Below are 25970 nucleotides of genomic sequence, written 5' to 3' on the forward strand. Positions count from 1 at the left end.
TTTATTTGCAGTTATTGGGCTGCCCTTTTCGTTCATAGCGTTGCATCTTTTGCACTCTCTACTTTTCAGTTAATGAAAGGGATGTTTCTTTTATCTCTTCAAATTCATTTAATAGGTACTTAGCTATCTTTTCAACTGCGAGGAAGTCTACTATTTCCTCATGTGATCCAGGGACAGAATACTTATTTACTCTTCCTTTTAATAAAGGTCCCCAATCTGTAAACAACTCTTTTCCTTCCTCAGCACTAAAATAGAGAACTTCTCCAGAGTATGGTATTAAATCATGATCTGCCATTATGTTCAGGCATTTCCTATGAGCATTGATAACTTGCTTCAAATTCATAAGATCTGCATCAGGCGGGAGTACTCCTTCCATAAGTAATCGCTCTACAAGCATATCTTGTTCATGGAAGAGGCCTTCCCCCCGCTCAGTAAAATCTCTAGAAATGAAATGCTCATATATATATGAGAGCATATCCTCCGTTGTTTTATAGTCCTGCTCTGAAGGTACTTTAGTATCCATTAGTATCAACAACTCAACTTCCTCACCTTGATTCTTTAGTACAGTTGCGATTTCATAAGCAATCGCACCGCCTAAAGACCATCCTCCAAGACGATATGGACCTTCTGGCTGAACACGTTTGATTTCTTCAATGTAAAGTTGAATTACTTCCGGCAAGGTCAATTCATCAATTTCTCCCTTTTCTATAAGAGGATTCTGTAAACCATAAAATGAACAATGGTTCTTAAGTAATCTTGCTAGTTGAATGTAACAGAATACATTCCCCATAAACGGATGAACACAGAAGAAAGGTCTTTTCTCTGATTCTTGTAGTGGAACCAGCGCTGCTACTGATTTCGTCATATCATGCTTATCACGAATAAGGCATGCGATTCCTTCCAATGTTGGATTCTTAATCAATGTAGACACCTTAATCTCTTTTCCAAACTTCTCCTTAATTTTTGAAATCAATTTAATTACAAGGAGAGAATGTCCCCCTCTATTAAAGAAATCATCATTTACATAGACATCTTCTATCTGTAACACATCCTGCCAGATTTTAATCAACTGATATTCAATTTCATCCCTTGGAATGATTGGTGTAGACAAATTATTTTCTCTTTGAATTGTTAAACTGTTCAATGCCTTTCGATCAACTTTTCCATTCGGTGTAAGAGGAATCTTGTCTACCTTTATAAAGTGTGCGGGAACCATATAATTCGGTACTTGTGTCTTGAGATATTCACGCCAGTCATGCATACTTCCATCTCCAACTACATAAGCAACCAATCTCTGCTCTCCTAGCTTATCCTCTGTCACCAAAACTACTGCTTCTTTTACCAATGGATGCCTCTCTATACTCGCTTCAATCTCTTCAAGTTCAATACGAAAGCCCCTAATTTTCACTTGATTATCAATTCTTCTCAAGTAATCTAAATTACCATCAGGTAAATAACGAACCAAATCTCCCGTACGATATAAACGCTCTTCTTCATTAAATGGATGACGGATGAATCGCTCTGTTGTTAATTCTGGACGATTCAAGTATCCTCGCGCTATACCTGCACCACCAATATATAGCTCACCTGTTACACCAACTGGAACAGGTAACAAATTTTTATCTAATACATAAGTTTGAACGTTCGGCAACGGACGTCCAATTGTAACTCTCTTACTATCTGTTTCGATATGATAACACGTTGCATCAACCGTACATTCTGTAGGACCGTATACGTTATAAAAATCAATTTTTTCAGTCTCTACTAGCTGTTTCCATAATGACGGCATGATCGCTTCACCACCGACCAATATCTTGCTTGGCACATGAACATCAGCACTTGTTTCTAGTAATCCTCCATCTATAAGTAATTGAAGTAATGAAGGTGTCATATCAAACATTTCCAATTTATTCTCCCTAATATAAGACACAAATCGTTCCGGATTAGTGCGAACTTCACTTGGGATAATATATAAACTTGAACCATACAGCAGCATTTGTAATTGCTGAATAGATACATCAAAGGCAATTGATGCATTCAAACCGACGCGCATATTACTAGGTATCTCATGTGAGAAAACTTCTTTTTGTAAACCATAGGATAGGTTTATTACAGAATGGTGCTGTACTAAAGCCCCCTTTGGATTCCCTGTCGAACCAGAAGTATAGATAACATACGCTAAGTTTTCCCCTGTTACCTCACATATTGGTGAAAGTTTGCTTTCTTGAGAAAGCATTGCTTGGTCCCTATCTAGGCAAACTGTCTTGATGTCTTTAGGTATCCATCCTAGTAATACCTCATTTGTAACTAACACTCTAATTCCCGTGTCTTCTAAAATATATTGCAGGCGGCTTTCCGGATTCGATGGATCTAATGGAACATAGGCTGCTCCAGCCTTCCAAATTCCCATGAGACCAACAATCATCTCAACTGAACGCTCAAAGCAAAGGCCAACTAATGACTCTGTCCCAATTCCACATTTCTGTAAATGATGGGCTAATTGATTAGCTCTTTCATTCAGCTCTCGATATGTTAGTTGCTGTTTTTCATCTACCACTGCCAACGCGTCAGGCGTACGATTTACTCGCTCTTCGAATAGTTGATGGATTGCATTCTCACGTGGATAGGATATAGTATTATTATTCCATTCTTCCAATAGCTTTCTTTGTTCAGCTTCCGTAATATATACTAGCTCCGATAGATTTTGATCAATGTTTTTGAGCATTTGCATTAACACTTGGTGTAAATGACCCAGCATTCGTTCAATGGTTACTCTATTAAACTTACTACGGTCATACATTAACTTTAACGATAACTGGATTCCTGGAACTACAGCTAACCCTAATGGGTAGTGGATTTGTTCTACCCCTTCCAATTCACCAATTTCCAGATTTTCTGAAGACTCCTCTTTCACTGGATAATTTTCAAACACATATAAACTATTGAACAGCGGTATTCCTCTAGGAACTTCACTCCACCCCTGAATCTCTGTCAAAGAAGCATACTCATATTGTCTTCTTTCTATCTCTTCCTCTTGTATCTTCTGCAACCAATCTATTAATTTTATATCATCCATCAATTGAATTCGCGTCGGTGACGTTGTAATGAAAGGACCTACGATGTTTTCAACATCAATAATCTCCGTAGAACGCCCTGAGCTTGTTACACCAAAAACAATGTCATTTTCTCCACTATATCGGCTCATGAGATATGCCCATGCACCTTGAATTACTGTACTCAAAGTAAGTTTATTGCGTTTCGCCCATCCTTGTAACGCTTGAGTCTGCTCTTCTGATAAATACGTAACCTTCTCTGTGTAACCTTTTTCTTCCTCTTTACTTTCTAAGCCCAGCAAAGTTGGCGCAGTAAAACCTTTTAGCTTCCCTCTCCAAAATTGTTCCGCCTGCTCCTTATCTTGCTCTCTTAACCATTGGATATATTTCTTATATGGTGAGGACTTAGGTAACTTCACAGCTTCTCCATTCATTCGCTTCTGATAGACTGTAAGTAATTCATTAAATACTAATGGTAAACTCCATCCATCCAGTAAAATATGGTGATGGGTCCAAACAATCCGATATTCTTCCTCACCTTCTTGAATGACTGTTACCCGCATCAATGGTGCTTCATCAAATTGGAAGGCTTGTTTTCGATCTAATGCCAAAAAGACTTTTCTTTTTTTCTCTATCTCTTCACTTGTCATTGTACGCCAGTCTTCTTTGTTCACTTTAAATGGGATATTTTCATACACCACTTGTACAGGTTCTTCAATTTCGTCCCATACAAATGCTGTACGAAAAATTTCATGCCGCTGAATTACAGATTTCCACGCCTGCTCAAAAGTAGGAATATCCATTTCCCCTTGAATCATAAAACTCAATTGCACTATATACGGTGCAACATGTTCATCCCCTTGATCATGCAATGTGTGGAAGATCATACCTTCTTGCAAAGGTGATAGTGGATATAAATCAGTAATCTGATTTTTCTTTCCACGATGCATTTTATTTAGTACATTTGTCAAACCTTCTTGGCTAAGATTAGCCATTGCAAAATCCGAAATGGTCAGTGCAGATTCTCTATCTGAAGATTGAATCAATGTACTCAGTTGATATAGCATATTCTGTGCAATACTTTGAATCGTTGATTTGGCAAATTGTCCAACATTGTATACCCAAGTGAACTGAAGTTTTCCATCCGTTACAACCCCAATTACATCAATTACATGCGATCGCTTGGAACCGGCAGCATGATCTAAACGCTTAAATTCGTTCTCTGGAATAAACATTGCATCGCTAGAAAACATTTGGTCAAATTGTCCAAGATAGTTAAAACTAATAGACGGTGTATATTGGGAGCTTAATGGCTCACACATTGTTGTGTTCATGTAACGCAACACCCCATAATCAACACCCTTATTAGGAATTTTGCGAACTTGTTCTTTAACTGCTTTTAATGCTGCAATTGGCGTATTAGCATTAGTAATATTTAAATGAACTGGGTAAATACTTGTAAACCATCCCACGGTTCTCGATAAATCAACATCTTCAATAATCTCTTCTCGACCATGTCCCTCTAAATCTACGCTTAATATCGGCTGCCCCGTACATGCTGCTGTAGCTTGTACCAATGCTGCTAATAATACTTCATTGATTTGGACACGGTGAGTGCTTAAAGTCTCTTGCAATAACATACGGGTCTCATTCTCGTTTAACACCACAGTAATTTCCTCAGTTACTGCGCTTACTGGATTACTTATAGTACCATCTACTGGCAGTATAACTACGTCTTGTTCAACCTGCTGCTCCCAGTAATGTAGCACTTCTTTTGATATTCCAGTTTGAGCGTAATGTTGTAATTTCTCCGACCATTCTTTAAAAGATGTACTCTTCATAGGTAATTGAATTTTTTGCCCTTGGACCGCTTGCGTATATGCTGTTTGCAAATCTTCCAATAAAATCCGCCAAGAAACACCATCCACGGCTAAGTGATGAATTGTCCAAAATAATCGACCAGTCTCCTCACCTTCATCAAAATACACCATTCTCATTAAAGGACCATCATGTAAATTCAATCTTTCTTGTGCAACATTAATCTCTTTTTGAATAACTTCATGCCAATCCGCTTCCGGCACTTCGTCTAATGAAATGACAGTCAGCATCAATTGTTCTTCAATTCCTTCATTCCACTGTTCCCAAGTCCCATTAGGTAAACGTTCATATCTTAAACGCAGGGCATCATGATGAAGTAGAAGGTTACGCGCTGCCTTTTCCAGTGATCCTATGTCCAATTTCTCTTTCGTTCTGAAGAACATGGATTGATTCCAATGATGTGGGTTAGGATGATTTTGTGCAAAAAACCTTTGCTGAATAGGTGTAAGTATCGTCTCTCCAGTTATAATTCCCTGTTCAGCTTGTACACCTTGTTCTTCTTTGACTACTTGCGCCAACTCAGCAATCGTTTGGTGTTCAAATATTTGTTTTGGTGTCAATTGTAAACCAGCTTGCTTCGCGCGCGCGACAATCTGAATGCTAAGAATTGAATCTCCACCAATTTCAAAGAAGTTATCATTCATACCAATACGTTTTGAACCTAGCACACGTTCCCAAATGATAGAAAGCTTATGTTCACGTTCATTTCTTGGGGCCACGTATCCTTCTTGTGTTCCTTGATAATCTGGTATAGGTAACGATTTCCGATCAATCTTTCCATTTATGGTTAGCGGTAATTCTTTCATTTCGACAAAGTAGGAAGGTATCATATGGATTGGCAGCTTTGTTTTAAGATACTCTCGCCATTCTTCTAAATTGCCTTCGCCCACTACATAAGCTACCAGCCTCTTATCTCCCAACTGATTTTCCCTAACCATTACAACTGCCTCTTTTACCAAGTCATGCTCCTGTAAGGTCGACTCAATCTCCCCAAGTTCGATTCGAAATCCTCTAATCTTCACTTGATTATCCATTCTTCCTAGATAGTCTATATTACCGTCAGGAAGATATCTCACAAGATCGCCTGTTCTATATAACCTCTCGCCTTCTTTGAATGGATGAGAAATAAATCGTTCGGATGTTAACTCTGGACGATTTAAGTATCCCCTCGCTAGACCCGCTCCTCCGATATAAAGTTCGCCCATCACACCAACTGGAACTGGCAACCTATTTCCATCTAATACATAAGTTTGGATGTTAGGCAATGGACGCCCAATTGTTACTCTCTTACTATCTTTTTTGATATGATAGCATGTTGCATCAACCGTACATTCTGTAGGACCATATACATTATAAAACTGTATTTTATCAGTCTCTACTAGCTGTTCCCATAATGACGGCATAATCGCTTCACCACCAACCAGTACCTTACTTGGAACATGAACACCATCGTACGTTTCTAACAATCCGGCATCTATAAGTAATTGAAGCATTGAAGGCGTTATATCAAAGATTGCTAACTTGTTCTCCCTAATATAAGCTACAAACTGTTCCGGATCACTTCGTACTTCGCTTGGAATAATATACAAACTTGAACCATAAAGCAGCATTTGTAATTGCTGAATAGATGCATCAAAGGCAATTGACGCATTTAAACCGACATGCATGTTAGATGGTATCTCATGTTCGAAAACCTCTTTTTGTAAACCATGCGACAAGTTTAGTACAGAATGATGCTGTATCAAGACACCCTTTGGATTTCCCGTCGATCCCGAAGTATAGATAACATACGCTAAGTCTTCTCCTGTTACTTCACATTTTGGTGAAAGAATGCTTTCTTTTGAAATCATTGCTTGATCCCTATCTAGACAAACTATCTTGATTTCTTTAGGTATCCAATCTTCTAATGACTCGTTCGTAACTAATACTTGAATTCCAGTGTCCTCCAAAATATATCGTAGGCGACTTTCTGGATATGATGGGTCTAATGGAACATAGGCTGCTCCAGCCTTCCAGATCCCCATAATACTAACAATCATCTCAACTGAACGCTCAAAGCAAATTCCAACTAATGATTCAGTCCCAATCCCACATTGCTGAAGATAGTGGGCCAATTGATTAGCTTTTTCATTCAGCTCTCGATATGTTAACTGCTGTTTTTCATCTACCACTGCTACCGCATCAGGTGTACGATTTACTTGCTCTTCAAACAGCTGATGAATCGTACTTTCCTGTGGATATGCTACAGTATTATTATTCCACTCTTCCAACTGTTTTTGCTGTAATCCTGATAATATAGGCAACTTAGCTAATGATTTATCAGGATTCTCCACGATTACATTCAACCAGTTCCCAAAATGTTCAGCCATGGATTCAATAGTTAAGCTGTCAAATAAATCAGTTCTATAAACAAAAGTAAGTAATAAACCCTCTTCCACTTCTGCAGCAGTTAAACTTAAATCAAACTTAGCGATTGGAGCATTACTTTCCATTACTTCTATATTTCTTCCATGTAGTTCTGGTAGCTTCTGTCCCGCATTTTGCAATGTAAACATGGTTTGGAAAATCGGAGAATGGCTTGTATTTCGTTCAGGTTGGATAACCTCTACAATTTTCTCAAACGGAACATCTTGATACTCATACGCCTTCAATGCTTTTATCCGCACTTGAGACAACAACTCTTGAAATGCCGGTGCATTACTTAAATCAGCTCGATAAACCAAGGTGTTGACAAAGAAACCAATCAGCCCCTCAATTTCTCGATAATTTCGATTTGCAATTGGGCTGCCAACAATAATATCCGTTTGTCCCGTATAACGAGCAAGGAAACTTTGATACGATGCCAATAAGGTCATGAAAAGTGTGGCCCCTTCTTGACGACTTAGTTCGTTTAATTTATCCAGTAATGAGCGCGATAACAAAACATTATGAGTTAATCCATGGTGGGTTTGCACTGGCGGACGCGGACGATCCATTGGCAACATTAAGACTGGTAACTCACCGGATAATTCTTCCTTCCAATACGCAAGTTGTTGATATAGTACTTCATCTTTCAACCATTCTCTTTGCCACTGAGCAAAATCGGCATATTGAACTGGTAGTGGTTCCAGCTCTGCTTGTTTTTCACCAATCGCATTCTCATAAAATGCCATCCATTCTTGAAGCAAGATTTCCATCGACCATCCATCTGAGATAATATGATGCATATTACATAGAAGAACCCATTCTTCTTCTGAAATTCTTATGAGTTTCCCACGGAACAATGGCCCTTTTTCTAAATCAAATGGAGATTCGACTTCAGTTTGAATCCATTGCTCCAACTTTCTTTCTCGCTCCTCTAATGAAAGCTTAGTTAAGTCCATTTGCAGAAGCGGACGGAAAACGTACGGTTGAATCCGCTGCATAGGATGGCCATCCTCTTCATAAAATACAGTCCGCAAAGATTCATGACGCTCTATCAACTGATTCCATCCCAACTCCAATGCCTCAGGTAACCAATTCCCTGTAAGACGGCATGCCATTGGCATATTATAAAGGGCACTATTAGGTGCAAATTGATCAATAAACCATAAGCGCTGTTGGGCATAAGACAGTGGAATATTTCCCCCTCGTTCCATCGGCATCAATGGTGGAATTTCTCGTTTTTCGCTCCCCTTACGTAACTGATCTATTCGTTTCGATAATGCCTCGACCGTTGAATATTCGAACAGTTCACGTACTGGCAATTTGATTTGAAAGACTTCCTGTAAGCGTGAGACCACTTGTGTAGCAAGTAGAGAGTGACCACCGAGCTCAAAGAAAGAATCCTGAACATCAATGTCTCTTATTCCTAGCACTTGACTCCACACTGAAGCAATAAGTTCTTCCAGCGGAGTTCTTGGGTATACAGTATTTTCAGCGGATTGTTCACTAAGTATAGGCAATGCCTTCAAATCAAGCTTTCCATTCGGTGTAAGTGGTAAAAATTCCATCTCAATAAAATTTGTTGGAACCATGTAATTAGGTAAATGTGTTTGTAGATGTTCTCGCCATTCATGGACACTTCCTTCACCAACTACATAAGCTACTAATCTCTTATCACCTTGATTATCCTCTCGCGCCAATACAACAGCTTCTTTCACAGAAGAATGCGCCTGCAAAACAGCTTCTATTTCTCCCAATTCAATCCGGAAACCACGAATTTTCACTTGGTCATCTATACGTCCATGGAACTGGAGATTACCATCAGAAAGATAACTTGCTTTGTCCCCTGTATAATAGAGACGTTCTCCTGACTTGAAAGGATGTGGAATAAATTTTTCCTTTGTAAGATCCGGACGATTAGCATATCCACGTGCAAGACTCTTCCCTCCAATATAGAGATCTCCAATTACACCAATTGGTACTAGCTGAAGATGAGAATCTAATACATAAACTTCTGTATTCGCAATCGGTCGACCAATCGATGGCGTACCTGTTGTCACTCCTATAGGTACATAACTATCTGTGGTAACGACTGTATTTTCCGATGGACCATACTGATTAATTACCGCAAAAGGAATATCGTTAGATGGATACTGTGTTAATTGATCCCCACCAGTAATGATAAAACGAAGATCCGTTTTATCTGGCCAAGATAATTTCAAGAGTCTTTCCAGAATAGGCGTAGGTGCAAAGCTAGCTGTTATTCGTGAATCAATGAGCCAGTCCCTTAGTGCTTCTGGATTAATTCTCAGTTCCTCTGTTGACAAGTAGAGTGCTGCACCAGCAGTTAGATACGGCCAAATCTCCTGGACAGCCGAATCAAAAGCAACCCCTGCAATCTGAGTCGCACGATCCTCTGCTGAAATACGATAAACTTCTTGATGCCAAGAAACCATATTCATTAATGAGCGATATTCAACCATAACACCCTTCGGTTTTCCTGTAGAACCAGAGGTATAAACAATATAGGCTAAGTTCTCTGGATTTATTTGACGTGTAGGTGGGATTACGCTTTCCACCGTTAATTCTTCTAACCTCACCATTTCGACGTGTGCGAAATGTCCTTCTTGTCCTTCCGCCGTCACTACAAATTGAATTCCTGCATCTTCAATCATGTATTCTAACCTTGATTTTGGATACAACGGATCTAAAACGACATAAGCTCCACCAGCTTTTAAAATGCCTAGTAAACTTGCCATCAGCTCAGCTGACCTCGGAAGATAAACTCCTACCACTGACTCTGGGGCTACTCCCTTTCGCTGTAAAACATTTGCCAACTGATTTGCTTGTGCATCCAGTTCACCATAAGTCCACTGTTTTGTTTGATCAACTACCGCAATCGCATCCGGACGCCTTGCTACTTGCTCCTCAAATCTGTCGCAAATAAGACCCTGATGAGACATTTCCATTACAGTGTCATTCCATGTTTCTAATAACAAAGTACGCTCGGATTCTGATAGCATGCTCAGGTCATGCAACGGATTTTGTGGGCGATGAGAAACTTCATGTAGCCATTTCTCAAAGTGTCCTGCCATCCGTTCAATAGTAGTAGCATTGAATAAATCCTTATTGTACTCAAAAGTAAAAAGTAATCCCTCTTCCGTCTCAGCTGCCATTACACTTAAATCAAACTTTGCAATTGGACTATGGCTTTCTATCATTTCAATACTTCTACTAGATAACATCGGAAACTCTTGTTTCATATTTTGCAAGATGAACATAGTCTGGAAGATTGGCGAATGACTTGTACTTCGTTCCGGTTGTACAACTTCTACAATTTTTTCAAATGGAATATCTTGATATTCATACGCCTTCAATGCCTTTTGACGAACCTGATATAGTACATCTTGAAATGTCGGCCTACCACTCAAATTAGCTCGATAAACCAGCGTGTTAACGAAGAAACCAATTAGTCCTTCAATTTCTCTATAATTCCGATTCGCAATTGGGCTTCCGACCAGAATATCTTCTTGTCCCGTATAACGAGATAGAAAACTTTGATATGCAGCTAAAAGCGTCATGAAGAGTGTAGCCCCTTCTTTTCGACTAAGTTCATTCAATTTATCATGTAGCCTGCTTGGCAGAACCAGAGTGTATGTCGACCCGTGATGAGTTTGTATTGCGGGACGCGGGCGATCCATAGGAAGTTGGAGTACAGGAAGCTCCCCAGACAATTCTTCCCTCCAATATTGGAGTTGTTGATTAAGCACCTCCTCCTTTAGCCATCCTTTTTGCCACTGAGCAAAGTCTGCATATTGAACCGGTAATGGTTCAAGTTCCGCTACCTTTCCATCCGTTGCTTTCTCATAAAATGCCATCCATTCTTCAAGTAGGATTCCCATTGACCATCCATCTGAAATGATATGATGTAGAGTACAAAGGAGTATCCATTCTTCCTCTCCCACATGCAAAATACTTGTCCTGATTAATGGACCCTCTGTTAAATCAAATGGCACTTCTGTTTCTTGTTGAATTAAACGTTTAACTTCTTCTTCTTGATCTTCAGAAGAAAGCATAGTTAAATCCGTTTTCGGAATTGATTGAAAAGCATACGGTTCAATTTGCTGTACGGGTTGACCGTTCACTTCGTGAAAGACCGTCCGCAGTGATTCATGACGTTCTATTAGTTGATTCCATCCCGTTTCCAATGCTTCAAGTAGCCAATTCCCTGTAAGGCGACATACCATTGGCATATTATAAAGGGCACTATTAGGTGTAAATTGATCAATGAACCATAAGCGTTGTTGGGCATAAGATAGTGGGATAGCTTCTCCTCGTTTCATTGGTATTAGCGGCGGAATCTCTCGTTTTTTATCTCCTTTACGTAACTGATCTAATCGCTTTGCCAGTGACTCCACCGTTGTATATTCAAATAGTTCACGTACTGGTAATTCAATTTGAAAAATTCCCTGTAAACGTGACACTACTTGAGTAGCTAGTAGTGAATGACCACCGATTTCAAAAAAGGAATCCTGAACACTAATATTTTTTATTCCTAACACTTGACTCCAAACGGAAACGATAAGCTCCTCCACTGGTGTTCGTGATGAAGTAATATCTTCACTTATGAACTGTTCTTCTAATTCCAGTAAGGCTTTCCGATTCACCTTACCATTTGGAGTGAGTGGCATACCTTCAATTTTGAAAAAGTATGCCGGAACCATATAATGTGGCAGTTGCTTCTTGAGATATTCACGCCACTCTCCAATATCCCCTTCACCCACTACATAAGCTACTAACTGCTTATCTCCTGGTCGATCTTCCTTCACCAACACGACTGCCTCTTTTACAGATGAGTGATCATGTAAAGCTGCTTCAATTTCTCCCAATTCAATTCGGAATCCTCTAATTTTAACTTGGTTATCTATTCTTCCAATATATTCTAAGTTACGATCATTCATATATCTCACCAAGTCACCCGTTCGATATAATCGTTCCCCGTCCTTAAAAGGATGCGGAATAAAACGTTCAGTAGTTAAATCCGGTCGATTGAAGTAGCCACGTGCCAATCCTACTCCTCCAAGGTAAAGTTCCCCTGCCACACCAATCGGGACCACTTGTTGATATTGATCTAGCACATACAACTCTGTATTATCAATCGGACGACCAATCGGAATAAGCATTGCTTCTTTTTCTAAATCACAATCATAATAAGTCACATCCACAGTTGCTTCAGTAGGACCATACAAGTTAATTAACTTTGTTTGCTGAACATTGTAAAAGATCCCCTTAAACCGGCGAACCTGCTCAGTGTTTAACGCTTCTCCACTAGTAAAAACTTGAATTAAAGACGATACATCCCTTTTCGAATTATATAGTTCCATATAATCTAAGAAAGTAGATAACATCGACGGAACAAAGTGCATGGTGGACACACGATATCGTTCAATATACTCCTCAATCACCGCAGGATCTTTCTCTCCTCCTGGTGGAAGTAAACAAACACGTGCTCCTACAAATGACCACCAAAATAATTCCCAGACAGAAACATCAAATGAGAACGGTGTCTTTTGTAGGATTGTATCCTCCTCGGACAATGGGTATTTTTTCTGCATCCACTGTAGACGGTTGATAACGGAATGATGTTCAATCATTACCCCCTTTGGATTTCCCGTCGAACCCGAAGTGTATATGATATAGGCTAAGTTATTTGCTGTTACTCCACTTACCGGAGCTAAATTACTCTCTTTAGAAATCATCACTTGATCCCGGTCTAAACAAATTGCTTGAATATCTTTAGGTAACCAGTCCTGTAGTGTTTCTTTTGTTAACAGCACTTGAATTTGTGAATTCTCCAAAATATATCTCAGGCGGTTTTCGGGATAACTTGGGTCCAGTGGGACATAAGCCCCACCTGCCTTCAAAATCCCAAAGAGACCGATAATCATATCAGGAGAACGTTCAATACATATACCGACCAATGATTCAGGTCCGATACCTCGTTTTTGTAGAAAATGTGCCAATTGATTCGATTTTTCATTAAGTTCTTGATACGTTAGCTTTCCACCCTCATAAACTACCGCCACTGTATCAGGTGTCCGTGCAACTTGCTGCTCAAATAGCTCATGAATCATACAATCATGACCATAAACTACGTCCGTATCATTCCATTCTTCTAGGAGTTGTTTTTGCTCATTATCCGATAACATTGACAGCTTTGTAAATGATTCATCTGGATGATACGTGATTTCATTTAGCCAGTTCTCAAAATGTCCTGCCATACGTGCAATGGTACTACTATCAAATAAATCCGTGTTGTATTCAAATGAGACGAATAGACCTTCTTCCACTTCATAGGCAGTTAAGCTCAAATCAAATTTAGCAATAGACATATTACTTTCTACCATTTCAATACTTCTATCAGGCAAATCTAGTCGTTCTTGTTTTATATTCTGTAGCGTAAACATGGTCTGAAATATAGGGGAATGACTCATGCTTCGTTCAGGTTGCACAGCTTCTACTACTTTTTCAAATGGTATATCTTGATATTCATAAGCTTTTAACGCCTTTTTCTTTGTTTGGTTCAAAATCTCCCGAAAAGTAGGGGTGCCACTCAAATCTGATCGATAAACCAATGTATTAACAAAGAAACCAATTAATCCTTCTACTCCCTTATGGTTCCGATTTGCAATCGGGCTACCAACTAGAATATCTTTTTGTCCCGTATAACGAGCAAGAAAGCTCTGGTATGCGGCCATTAAAGTCATAAATAAAGTAGATCCTTCTTGTCGACTTATATCCTTCAATTGACTGAGCAATTTATATGGAAAAATTACATGATGCGTAGCCCCAGAGTAAGTCTGTTTAACCGGTCGAGGTCGATCCACTGGCAGTTGTAAGATAGGAAGTTCACCAGACAATTCTTCCTGCCAATACGTAAGCTGACGATTTAGCACATCACCTTGCAACCACTCCTTTTGCCACTTCGCAAAGTCTGCATATTGAATGGATAGTGAACTTAATTTAGCATGATTTCCGCCCGTTTCTTCTTCATAGAAAGCAAGGCATTCATTCATGAATATACCAATGGACCAAGCATCAGAAATAATATGATGCATCGTACACAGTAATAACCATTCATCCTTCTCTAATTGAACAAGCTGATTACGAATTAAAGGACCATTCATTAAATCAAATGGTTCTTGCGCTTCTCTCGCAATTAAACTATCTACCTCTTTTTCTTTTACTTCTAGAGGAAGTTGAGAGTAATCTCTTACAGGTAATGCTCTAGGAAGGAATTCGACAATTTGTTGCACAGGTTGTTCTCCTACTTCTTTAAAAACAGTTCGTAATGATTCATGGCGTTCAATGAGTCGATTGAATCCCTTTTCTAATGCTTCAGGTATCCAATTTCCTTTTAGATGCCATACCGTTGGAATATTATATAAAGAACTGTTTGGATTAAATCTGTCCATAAACCACAAGCGTTGTTGTGCATAAGACAACGGGAGTGCTTCTTTATTCTCCTTTTTTTGCATTTGCTTCTGAAGCCATGCTCTCTTCTCAGGAGAAAGTGAACTCAGCTTTGCAAGTAAATCACTTCTCATTTTTTTACCCCTTCCTCAATCAAATTACTCTCGAATATCCCTTGTGCTTCTTCCTCTGATAGCTCCTCTAATTGCTTAAGTAGTTCCAATAATTCTTCATCATTACTCACTTCTGCTTCTTTTTGAACATAGTCTTGAAGACTTACATTCTCCTTACTATCATTCTGCATTTCTTGATTTTTGTTATCGAGCAATTGATCAATCTGTTCTGCCAATTGCTGCACCGTATGAAACATAAATAAATCATGCAATGGTATCTCGATTCCAAAAGCCTCTTTAAGATTGGAAACAGCTTGCGTAGCGAGTAGTGAATGGCCACCAATTTCAAAAAATGAATCTTGAATTCCGATGTTTTCCATACCTAAAACTTCATGCCATATCGAAACAATTGTTTTTTCCGTAGACGTACGAGGAGCAATATAACCACTTGCTATCTCCTGTCTCTCTGGTGCTGGTAAGGCCTTCCTATCAATTTTCCCATTAGGAGTGAGTGGAAATGCATTTAATCCAACAAAATAGGCTGGAATCATATAATTTGGTAGTTGATCCTTGAGATAATCACGCCACTTTTGAGCATCCCCGCCTCCTACAACATAGGCGATCAAACGCGGATCGCCAGGATAATCTTCCCGCACCATCACAATAGCTTCGTTAACTAGTGTATGCCTTTGTAATGCCGCTTCAATTTCTCCTAATTCAATCCGGAACCCACGAATTTTTACTTGATGATCGATTCGTCCAACATACTCCAAATTTCCATCTGGTAAATACCTTACTAGATCTCCAGTCCGGTATACTCGCTCTCCTTCTTTAAACGGATGCGATATAAAACGATTTTGCGTTAAGTCAGGGCGGTTTAAATATCCACGTGCTAATCCTGATCCACCAATGTATAGCTCACCAACTACACCAATTGGAACCATTTTTTGTTCGGCACTCAGTACATATACTTCTGTATTGAATATTGGTTTACCAATTGGTGGTACCCTATGCATGACCCCCTTTTCTAATTCCATATACGTGGAATATGTAGTATCTTCGGACGGGCCATATAGGTTGTACACCTTTTCAATCGTACTTCTCTCGTATAAATCTTGAACAAGCGAATATGGCAATGGTTCTCCAGCCAAATTCATCACCTTTACCGAAGAAGGGATTGTTTTTGCTCGAACCAGTTCCTTCGCTGCCGATGGCACAGTATTAACCAAAGTTACACCTTTGGAAGACAACTTCTCTAGATGTAAAGCATTTTCAGTGACAATCACCTTACCACCCATCGTTAAGGGAACAAATACTTCAAAAACGGATAAATCAAAAGATAGCGAAGTTGAAGCTAACACTCCCGCTAATTCCTTTCGGGAATACGTGTGATGCGCCCAATGAATCATTGTTACTGTATTCCTGTGCTCAATCATTACTCCCTTTGGATTTCCAGTGGAACCTGAAGTATAGATAATATAGGCTAAGTTATCAGCCGTCACTTCACTCATACATACCGTAGTTACTTCTTGTTCTATTTCTGCTCGATCACCATCAATACAAATCACGTCAATGAATTTAGGTATAACCATTTTTTGTTGTAACTTTTCCTGTGTCACCAGTACCTTTATTTGAGCATCTTCTAAAATGTACTGTAGTCGACTTTCCGGATACGCTGGATCAATTGGGACATATGCTCCTCCCGCCTTCATAATTCCTAAGAGACCGACAATCATCTCGGATGAACGTGTAACGCAAATCCCAACCAATGATTCGGAACCTACACCATTTTTTTGTAAATAATGTGCCAACTGATTCGAGCGTTCGTCCAACTCGCGATATGTTAGTTTTTCATCTTCGCACACTACTGCAATTGCTTCTGGTGTTTTTTCCACTTGTTCTTCAAACATTGTATGAATCGTACTTTCTTCCATATCTATAACACTCGATTTATTCCATTCTTCTAGTAGTTGCTTATATTCTACTTTCGATAACATATTCAGTTCTGATAGTACACATTTTGGATGAGAGACAATTTGATTTAACCAATGTTTAAAATGACTTCCCATCCGTTCAATGGTTGTATCATTAAACAAATCAGTATTATATTCAAAGGTTAGTGATAATCCTTCTTCCGTCTCAGAAGCAAATAAACTCAAATCAAATTTGGCAACAGAAGCATGGCTTTCCATGAGTTCCATTTGTCTTTCAGATAGCTGAACAAACTCTTGTTTCGTATTCTGTAAAGTAAACATAGTTTGGAATATTGGTGAATGACTTGTATTCCGTTCAGGTTTTACGGATTCTACCACTTTCTCAAATGGGATGTCCTGATACTCGTATGCTTTTAGCGCTTTTTTTCTTACCTGCGACAAAAGTTCTTGGAACGTCGGATTTTCACTGAAATCAGCTCGATAAACCAACGTGTTTGCAAAGAATCCTATTAATCCCTCAATCTCTTTTACATTTCGATTAGCGATTGGGCTTCCAACTATAATGTCGTCCTGTCCTGTATAACGAGAAAGGAAGCTTTGATACGCTGCCATCAATGTCATAAATAAAGTGCATCCTTCTTGCAGACTTAAATCTTTGAGCTTTTCCTGTAGGGAATTCGCCACTATTAAGGACTGACTTGCACCACGATGGGTTTGAACTGCCGGTCGAGGACGATCCATCGGTAATTGTAAAACCGGTAGTTCCCCAGATAATTCTTCCTTCCAATATTGAAGGTGCTGATTCAAATTCTCTTCTTTTTGCCATTCCTTCTGCCACATGACAAAATCTGCATATTGGATAGATAACTCCTTCAATTCCGCCGGTTTGCCGCTTAATGCTCCTTCATAAAAAGCCATCCATTCTTCAAGTAAGATTCCCATTGACCATCCATCTGAAATAATATGATGCATCGTACAAATGAGAATCCATTCTTCCCTGTCCACTTTCAATAATCGTGTTCGAATCAGAGGACCTTGTCCAAAATGAAATGGTTCCTCAGCTTCGTTTTGAATGAGTCGTTTCATTTCTCTTTCCCTATCTTCCAAAGAGAGATCTGTTAGATTCGTTTGAGGAATATGTCTGAATACATGAGATTGAACTTGTTGAAAAGGTTCACCCTCTCGTTCTAGAATTGTCGTCCTTAATGATTCATGACGCTCCAACAATTGATTCCATCCGACCTTCAATGCTTCAATTGACCATTCACCTGTTAAGCGACACGCTGCATGGATATTGTACATAGCACTATTTGGCATTAATTGATTAATAAACCATAGACGTTTCTGCGCATAGGAAAGTGGGATAACTTCTTCTCGTTTCATAGGTACAAGGGGAGCAACCTCTCGTTTTTTATCTTCTTTTCGTAACTGATCCACTCGTTTCGCCAATGCTTCCACTGTATCGTGCTTGAAAAGTTCACGTAATGGAATTTTAATTTGGAACAGTTCTTGCAATCGAGAGACGATTTGAGTAGCAAGTAGTGAGTGCCCACCACGTTCAAAGAAGGAATCCTGAATACTAATATTTTCTATCCCTAACACTTGACCCCAAACCGAGGCAATAAGCTCTTCCGATGGCGTCCGAGGTAGCACATTTAAATCTTCAATAGCTTGCTCATCAGGTGCTGGCAAGGCCTTTCGGTCAATTTTCCCATTTGGAGTAAGCGGGAAGTGTTCTAACTCTATAAAGTGCGCTGGAATCATATGAGTCGGTAATTGTTTTTGTAAATACTCTCTCCACTCCTCGGTATTTCCATCGCTTATTACATATGCAACCAATCGTTGATCACCTGGACGATCTTCTCTAACTAATACGACAGCCTCTTTAATAAACGAACATTTTTCTAAAGTCGCTTCAATTTCTCCTAATTCAATCCTAAAACCACGCATTTTGACTTGGTGATCCATTCTACCTATAAATTCTAAATTTCCATCAGTTAGATATCTTACTGAATCTCCTGTTCGATATAGTCGTTCCCCAAATCGATATGGATGCGAAACGAATTTTTCAGCAGTAAGATTCGGACGATTTAAGTATCCACGTGCCAAACCAGCACCACCAATATATAACTCACCCTCAATTCCTATTGATTGCAAGCGTTGATTTTGGTCTAATACATATAATTGCGTGTTCTGTATTGGTTGCCCAATAGAAACAAATTCTTGATTAGGCTGAATATCAAATGCATTCACATAAATAGTGGCTTCAGTTGGCCCATAAAAGTTGGTTAATTTCACTTGTCCACTATAATCCCATTTCTGTTGAAAACGTCTAACTAACCCTGAACTTAGTTCTTCTCCACCAGAAAATACATGGCGTACGGACGAACAATTCATGTTCAATTCAATATGATTGAAGTGGTCTAAGAAAACAGATAACATCGAAGGTACAAATTGGACTATAGTAACCTGATGTTGTTTAATCACTTCAGCTATAATAGAAGGATCTTTTTCTCCACCTGGAGGCAGGAAAGATACACTTGCACCAACGTGAATGCCCCAAAACAATTCCCAAACAGAGACATCAAATGAGAATGGCGTTTTCTGCAAGACCACATCCTTTTCAGAAAGCGGATATTTATGTTGCATCCATTCTAGATAATTAATTACTGAATGATGCTCAATCATTACTCCCTTTGGATTCCCTGTAGATCCTGAAGTATACATAACATACGCTAAATTTTCTCCTGTTACACCACTTATACATGGGGTTGTTTCTTCTTTTTCAATTGCAGTGTAATCTTTATTCATACAAATCGTTTCTATATTTTCAGATACAAACAAATTTTTAGAATTCTCTTCCGTCACTAGTACTTCGATTCCAGCATCCTCTAATATATATCGAAGTCGACTCTCTGGATAAGTAGGGTCAAGTGGAACATACGCTGCTCCTGATTTTAGAATACCTAATAACGCTATCATCATTTGTAATGAACGTTCCATATATACCCCAACTAGAGACTCTGGGCCTACACCATGCTTTTGTAAATAATGAGCTAGCTGATTTGCACGCTTCTCCAACCCTTTATAGGTAATTTGTTCATTTTCGTAACTAGCCGCGATTGCTTCCGGTGTTTTTTTAACTTGCTCCTCAAACATCGTATGAATCATGCCTTCAGCCGAATAATTAACTTGAGTATGATTCCGTTCCTCTAGTAACTGTATCTGTTCTTCTTCTGTTAAATGAGTAATTTCAAATAGTTTTGAGTCTAGGCTCTTCGTCATCTGAATTAATATTTGCAATAAGTGATTCTGAATCAGATTTATTGTTTCTTCATTAAAATAGCTTCGATCATACATCAACTTTAAAGTAATTTTCTTACCGGGCATTACAATGAGTGTTAAAGGATAATTTGTTTGTTCCGTGCTTGTAACATCTAGTAATCTTAAATCATCATTTCTCTCACCTTGAATTGGATAATTTTCAAACACATACAAGGTATGAAATAAGGAGCTATTTCGCGGAACCTCACTCCAGCCTTGAATATCTATCAACGAATTATACTCATACTGTCTTCGTTCCATTTCTTTCATTTGTATTTTACGAAGCCAATCTACTACTGATGTATTATCCGCTAATCGAATTCTGGTAGGTAATGTGTTAATAAATAGCCCCACCATATTCTCTGCTCCCATTAAATCAGTAGGACGTCCAGCGCTAGTTACGCCAAATACGACGTCACTGTCACCGCTATACCTACTCATCAAATAAGCCCATGCACCTTGTACTAACGTATTCAACGTTAATCGACTATTTCGTACCCACTCTTGTAAATTCTCAGTAAGTTCCTCAGATACTTGATAAGCACACTCCCCATAACCCTTCTCTTGTCCTTGATCCTTTCTTTCCATTGCTAATGGAGTAGGTGCATAGAACCCTTTTAATTCTTCTTTCCAAAATTCCTCTGCTTGACTTTGATCTTGTTTATTTATCCATTGGATATATTTTTTATAAGGAAGAGATTTAGAAAGATTCAACAATTCTCCCTTTATCATCTTGAGATAAACTTCCATCACTTCACTAAAGACCAATGACACACTCCATCCATCTAGCAAAATATGATGATGTGTCCAAATAATTCTCGTTTCCCCTTCTGCTTCTTTAATCGCAGTGACTCTCATCAATGGTGCTTCATCCAATAAAAATCCTTTTCTACGATCTGCAGTCAAAAACTGGTGTAATTTCTTCTCCTTCTCCTCGTGCGAATGGGTACTCCAATCCTCTTGATGAATAGTAAAAGGAAGACGTTCATAAACTGCTTGTAGAGGTTTTTCTACTTCCTCCCAAACAAATACTGAGCGCAGAACCTCATGTCGTTGAATAACATATTCCCAAGCTTTTTCAAAAGTAGCAACATCCAATTGCCCCCCGAGCAAGAAACCTACTTGTACAATATAGGAAAAAGAATGTTCATCATCTTGATCGTATAAAGTATGAAACAGTATTCCTTTTTGCAAAGGTGATAAACCATATATATCAATAACGTCTCCCATTTTTACACCCTCTTCTTTGTTAATTTAAGTAATACTTTGCTTAAGCTTTCTTCCGTAAGATCCTCTGCATCAGCAAAATCTGATACCGTAAAAGCAGACTCTGTTGTTGGTTTATTTATAAGTTGACGAAGATGCCTCAACATACCATCTGCTATCACTTGAATTTTTAATTTAGAAAACTGTTCCCTACTATACAGCCAAATAAAATGTAACTTTTCATCCTTCAACATTCCGATAACATCAATTAGATGAGATGGTTTGGAATCTGGAGCATGATCTAAAAATGTAAATCCTGTCTCTTGCATAAACAAAGAGTCCCTTGAAAACACCTGATCAAATTGGCCCAAATAGTTAAAGCTTATTGAAGGCTTTTGCTGATAAAACGGAAGTAATCCTTTATTCAAGTAACGTAAAATACCATAGTCTACTCCGCGATTTGGGATTCGACGCAATTGTTCTTTGACTGCCTTTAACCCTTCAATAGGTGTCTGAGTTCCTTGAAAATTGAGATGAACGGGATAAATACTCGTGAACCAGCCCACTGTCCTTGATAAATCAATACCTTCAATCATCTCTTCTCTTCCGTGTCCTTCTAGATGAATAGAAACGGTTTGCTGATTTGTACAATCGACGATAGCTTGTCCTAATGCCGTTAATAGTACCTCATCAATCCTTGTCTTATGAGTGACTGGAACTTCGTGTAACAATGCTTGTGTTTCTTCTATTCCTAAAGTCCTCGTCACTTGATCAATCGATTCTTCTGTCGTTTCTTGTATTGGATAGTCCATTGGAATTTTCATCGTTTCTTTTTCTACTTGTTCATTCCAATAATCCTTTACTTCTTTTGAAATACCCGAATCACTGTATGTCTGAAGTCGTTCAGACCATTCTTTAAAAGATGTACTTTTCGCAGGTAAGCGAATTTCTTGACCTTGTTTCATCTGGTTATATACCACCTGTAAATCTTCCAATAGAATCCTCCATGACACTCCATCTACTACTAAATGATGTATCACCCAGAATATTCGATCATTTCCAGTCAAGTTATCTTCAAAGTACACTACTTTCATTAACGGACCAGTAATTAAATTGAAACTAGCTTGATGAATATTCATCTCTTCTTGTATTATTTTATTCCACTCTTTTTCATTAACTTGATTCCGTTTTACAACATGGAGTACTGACAGCTCATCAGTCCCTTCATTTCTCTGCCTCCACGTTCCGTTTGGTAACTGTTCGTACCGGAAACGTAAAGCATCATGATGTTTCAGTAAATTTAATATCGCTCCCTCTAGTAATTTCACATTCAATCTTTCTTTTACTCTTAAAAGCATTGATTGATTCCAATGCTCTGTATGTGGATGTTCTTGCTCGAAGAACCAGCACTGAATTGGAGTAAGAGGCACATCACCTATCACAATTCCCTGCTCCGCTTGTACTCCCTGCGTTTCTATAGCCACTTGTGCCAGCTCAGCGATAGTTGGGCATTCAAACATTTGCTTTGGAGTAAGTTTTAACCCCACTTGACTTGCTTGAGATATGATTTGAATACTGAGAATCGAGTCGCCACCAATTTCAAAGAAATTATCATAGATTCCCACCTTTTTAACACCTAATACTCGCTTCCAAATGGTAGTCAGTATCTGTTCGTTACTATTCCGAGGGCCAACCCATTCACTATTAATCTGCTTTTCCTCTGGCATAGGTAAGGCCTCACGATCAACTTTACCGTTAGCTGTAAGTGGAATAGCTTCCATCGCCACAAATCCCGAAGGAACCATATAACTTGGTAGTTTCGCTTTAAGATACTCTCTCCACGCATCTACATTTCCATCTCCTACAACATATGCTACTAATCTTTTATCGCCCGGCTGATCTTCTCTTACAATTACAACTGCCTCTGTTACAGATGCATATGTATTTAAAGTAGACTCAATTTCCCCAATCTCAATTCTGAAACCACGTATTTTAACCTGATGATCAATTCTTCCACGATAATCTAGATTCCCATCTGGCAAATACCTAGCTAAGTCTCCTGTCCGGTATAATCTTTCTTTCGGATTACTACTAAATGGATGAGATATAAAACGCTCTGCTGTTAATTCAGGTCTATTTAAATATCCACGTGCCAATCCTGCTCCACCAATATAAAGTTCACCATCAACACCTATAGGAACAGGTTGTTGATAAGCGTCTAGTATATACACTTCTAAATCGGGAATCCGCTTTCCAATATTACTTCTTGAAGCATGCTGCACATCATCTTGAGTAATTGGATAATATGTAACATGAACTGTAGTTTCTGTAATTCCATACATATTAATTAACTGTGGTTTTTTCTCCCCATACCTTTGAAACCACGGTAACAAGCCAATAGGTTCTAACGCTTCTCCGCCAAATATCACGTAACGCAGCTGCAAATTTTTATTCTTATCTTCTTGTTCACACACTCGTATTAATTGGCGGAATGCGGAAGGTGTCTGATTTAGAACTGTGACTTCTTCCTCCACCAATACTTGATAAAAATCCTTAGGTGATCGACTAATCCAGTACGGAACAACAACTAATCTCCCACCATATAATAACGCTCCCCAAATTTCCCATACTGAGAAATCAAATGCATACGAATGAAAAAGCGTCCAAGTATCTTTTTCATTAAACTGATACAAACAATCCGTCGATTTAAATAACCGTATAACATTGTGATGCTCTATCATAACGCCTTTTGGATTTCCCGTTGATCCCGAAGTATAGATTACATATGCCAGATTTTTGGGACCGACACTAGAAACCGGCAAAGTCTTACTTTCTTTCCCAATCTCATCTTGATCACGATCCAGGCAAATCGACTCAACATTTTCTGGTAACCAGTTCAATTCTTTTAAACTTTCTTGCGTTACGAATAACTGAATGCTAGCATCTTCTAAAATATATTGAAGTCGCTGCTCTGGATATGTTGGATCAAGCGGAACATAAGCCCCACCAGCCTTCAAAATTCCTAAAATACCTACAATCATTTCGAGGGAACGTTCAACGCACAGTCCAACTAAAGTATCAGGTCCTACTCCCTTTTTCTGCAGATAATGAGCTAACTGGTTTGCACGTTCATTAAGCTCCTTATAAGTAATTTTTTCTTTTTCATACGTAACTGCAATAGCATTTGGATAAATCATCGCTTGCCGTTCGAACATTTCATGAATAGTTACTTGAGGTGGGACATCCAGTTTAGGATTGTTGAACTCAACTAAACTTTTTCTTTTATCTTCCTCAGAAATGATTTCTATTTCAGCCACCTTCTGCTTTGGGTTTTCAAAAATATTTTCCAGTATCACTAGCATAACGTTAAAGAATCGTTCTATCTCTTCCTTAGAAAATAGCTCCTCACGATAATCAATATGTACATATAAAGAGTCTATATCAATTAGATTTTCAATATGAACTGCAAAATCTTGTACTTCTTCACGGTTTGGAATCCATAGTGAGTCACCACTTTCATCACGATCCCTATAATCAATCGTAGTTCCGAAAAGTCTCACATTACTGTTATTCTCTTTATTAATCTGCTTTAATAACAAATCAAATGGATATTTCTGGTGTCTTAATGATTTACTTTGTTTTCTGGACACTCTACTAATAAATGAAAGTACTTCTTCTTCTGGATCAATATCCATTCTTAAAGGAACTGTACTCACCATCATTCCAATCAATTTTCGTTCCATTTTAGTCATACGGTTGCCGTAAGCCATTCCTAAACCAATATCAAGCGATGAGGTCCACCGATACATGGACAACGAAAAAGCAGCAACAAAAAGAGTATATAAACTATTTTTATAATCTTCAGAAAATTTCTCTATCTTTCTCTTCAAATGTTCCGTTAATATAAACGTCTCACGTGATGCTTTTGTACTAACTTGGTACGTATTATAAGGCTTCAATCCAGTCACAGATGGCAGTGTTTTAAATTCCTCTAACCAAAATTTTTGATCTTTTTGAAAGCGACTACTATTCAAGTATGTTTGTTCGTTGGTCAGAAATTGAACATATGAATTTTTAATTTCGCCTTCCTCATTCTCGTTATGCATGTCATAATAATATTTTGCAATCTGCTCAGTAAATATTTGAATTGATAAACCATCCATAATAATATGATGAACATTTCCAAAGACTGCACATTCATTATCGTTTAATTTTATTAAAGCGAAATAGTATAAATTTGAATTAAATAATGTAAACGTTTCTTTTGTTTTCTGCTCAATCCATTCCTCAAGCAAATTTGTATTCTCCACATTACTGAAATCAAAAAACTCAAATTCTTGTTCTTCATGTTTAGTAAAATATTGTTTCGGTTCCTGATGCCCATTTTCTTTTAACCTAATGCACAGACCGTCATTTTCACTGATAACGCGATTCACAACTTGGTTTAATTTTGAATAATTCATTTTTCGATGAAGTTTAAATAAAAATCTTAAATTACATATTCCTTTATCAGAATGAACGACTTCTGTATACCATATTCTTCGCTGCGGATGGCTTAATGGATAGCATTCCTCATTGGTCATAAA

The 25970-nt window shown here is 38.5% G+C and carries 3 protein-coding genes; all 3 read right to left on the minus strand.

The genetic code is table 11. From position 1 onward, the window contains the following. Positions 1-58 precede the first annotated feature (58 nt). Genes MR136_RS23975 through MR136_RS23985 form a run of 3 tightly spaced genes read right to left on the minus strand, consistent with a single transcriptional unit; the run spans position 59 to position 25967 of the window. Entirely contained in the window at positions 59-14941 is a 14883-nt protein-coding gene (locus MR136_RS23975) for a non-ribosomal peptide synthetase (protein WP_242259646.1), read from the minus strand. Beyond that, positions 14938-21408, minus strand: coding sequence for a non-ribosomal peptide synthetase (locus MR136_RS23980; protein ID WP_088338355.1), 6471 nt, complete (start codon positions 21406-21408; stop codon positions 14938-14940). Before MR136_RS23980 ends, MR136_RS23975 begins: the two co-directional genes overlap by 4 nt. A 2-nt stretch (positions 21409-21410) precedes the next feature. Then, complete coding sequence (locus tag MR136_RS23985; protein ID WP_078421162.1) at positions 21411-25967, minus strand: non-ribosomal peptide synthetase; 4557 nt, start codon at positions 25965-25967, stop codon at positions 21411-21413. Positions 25968-25970: the final 3 nt, after the last annotated feature.

It is taken from the genome of Bacillus cereus group sp. BfR-BA-01311 (genome assembly GCF_022664295.1).
Taxonomy (GTDB): Bacteria; Bacillota; Bacilli; order Bacillales; family Bacillaceae_G; genus Bacillus_A; species Bacillus_A cereus.

Bases quoted from the DNA above. Each gene is read 5' to 3' on its own strand.
- MR136_RS23975 (WP_242259646.1), bottom strand. From the start codon at position 14,941: ATGAGAAGTGATTTACTTGCAAAGCTGAGTTCACTTTCTCCTGAGAAG.
- MR136_RS23980 (WP_088338355.1), bottom strand. From the start codon at position 21,408: ATGGGAGACGTTATTGATATATATGGTTTATCACCTTTGCAAAAAGGA.
- MR136_RS23985 (WP_078421162.1), bottom strand. From the start codon at position 25,967: ATGACCAATGAGGAATGCTATCCATTAAGCCATCCGCAGCGAAGAATA.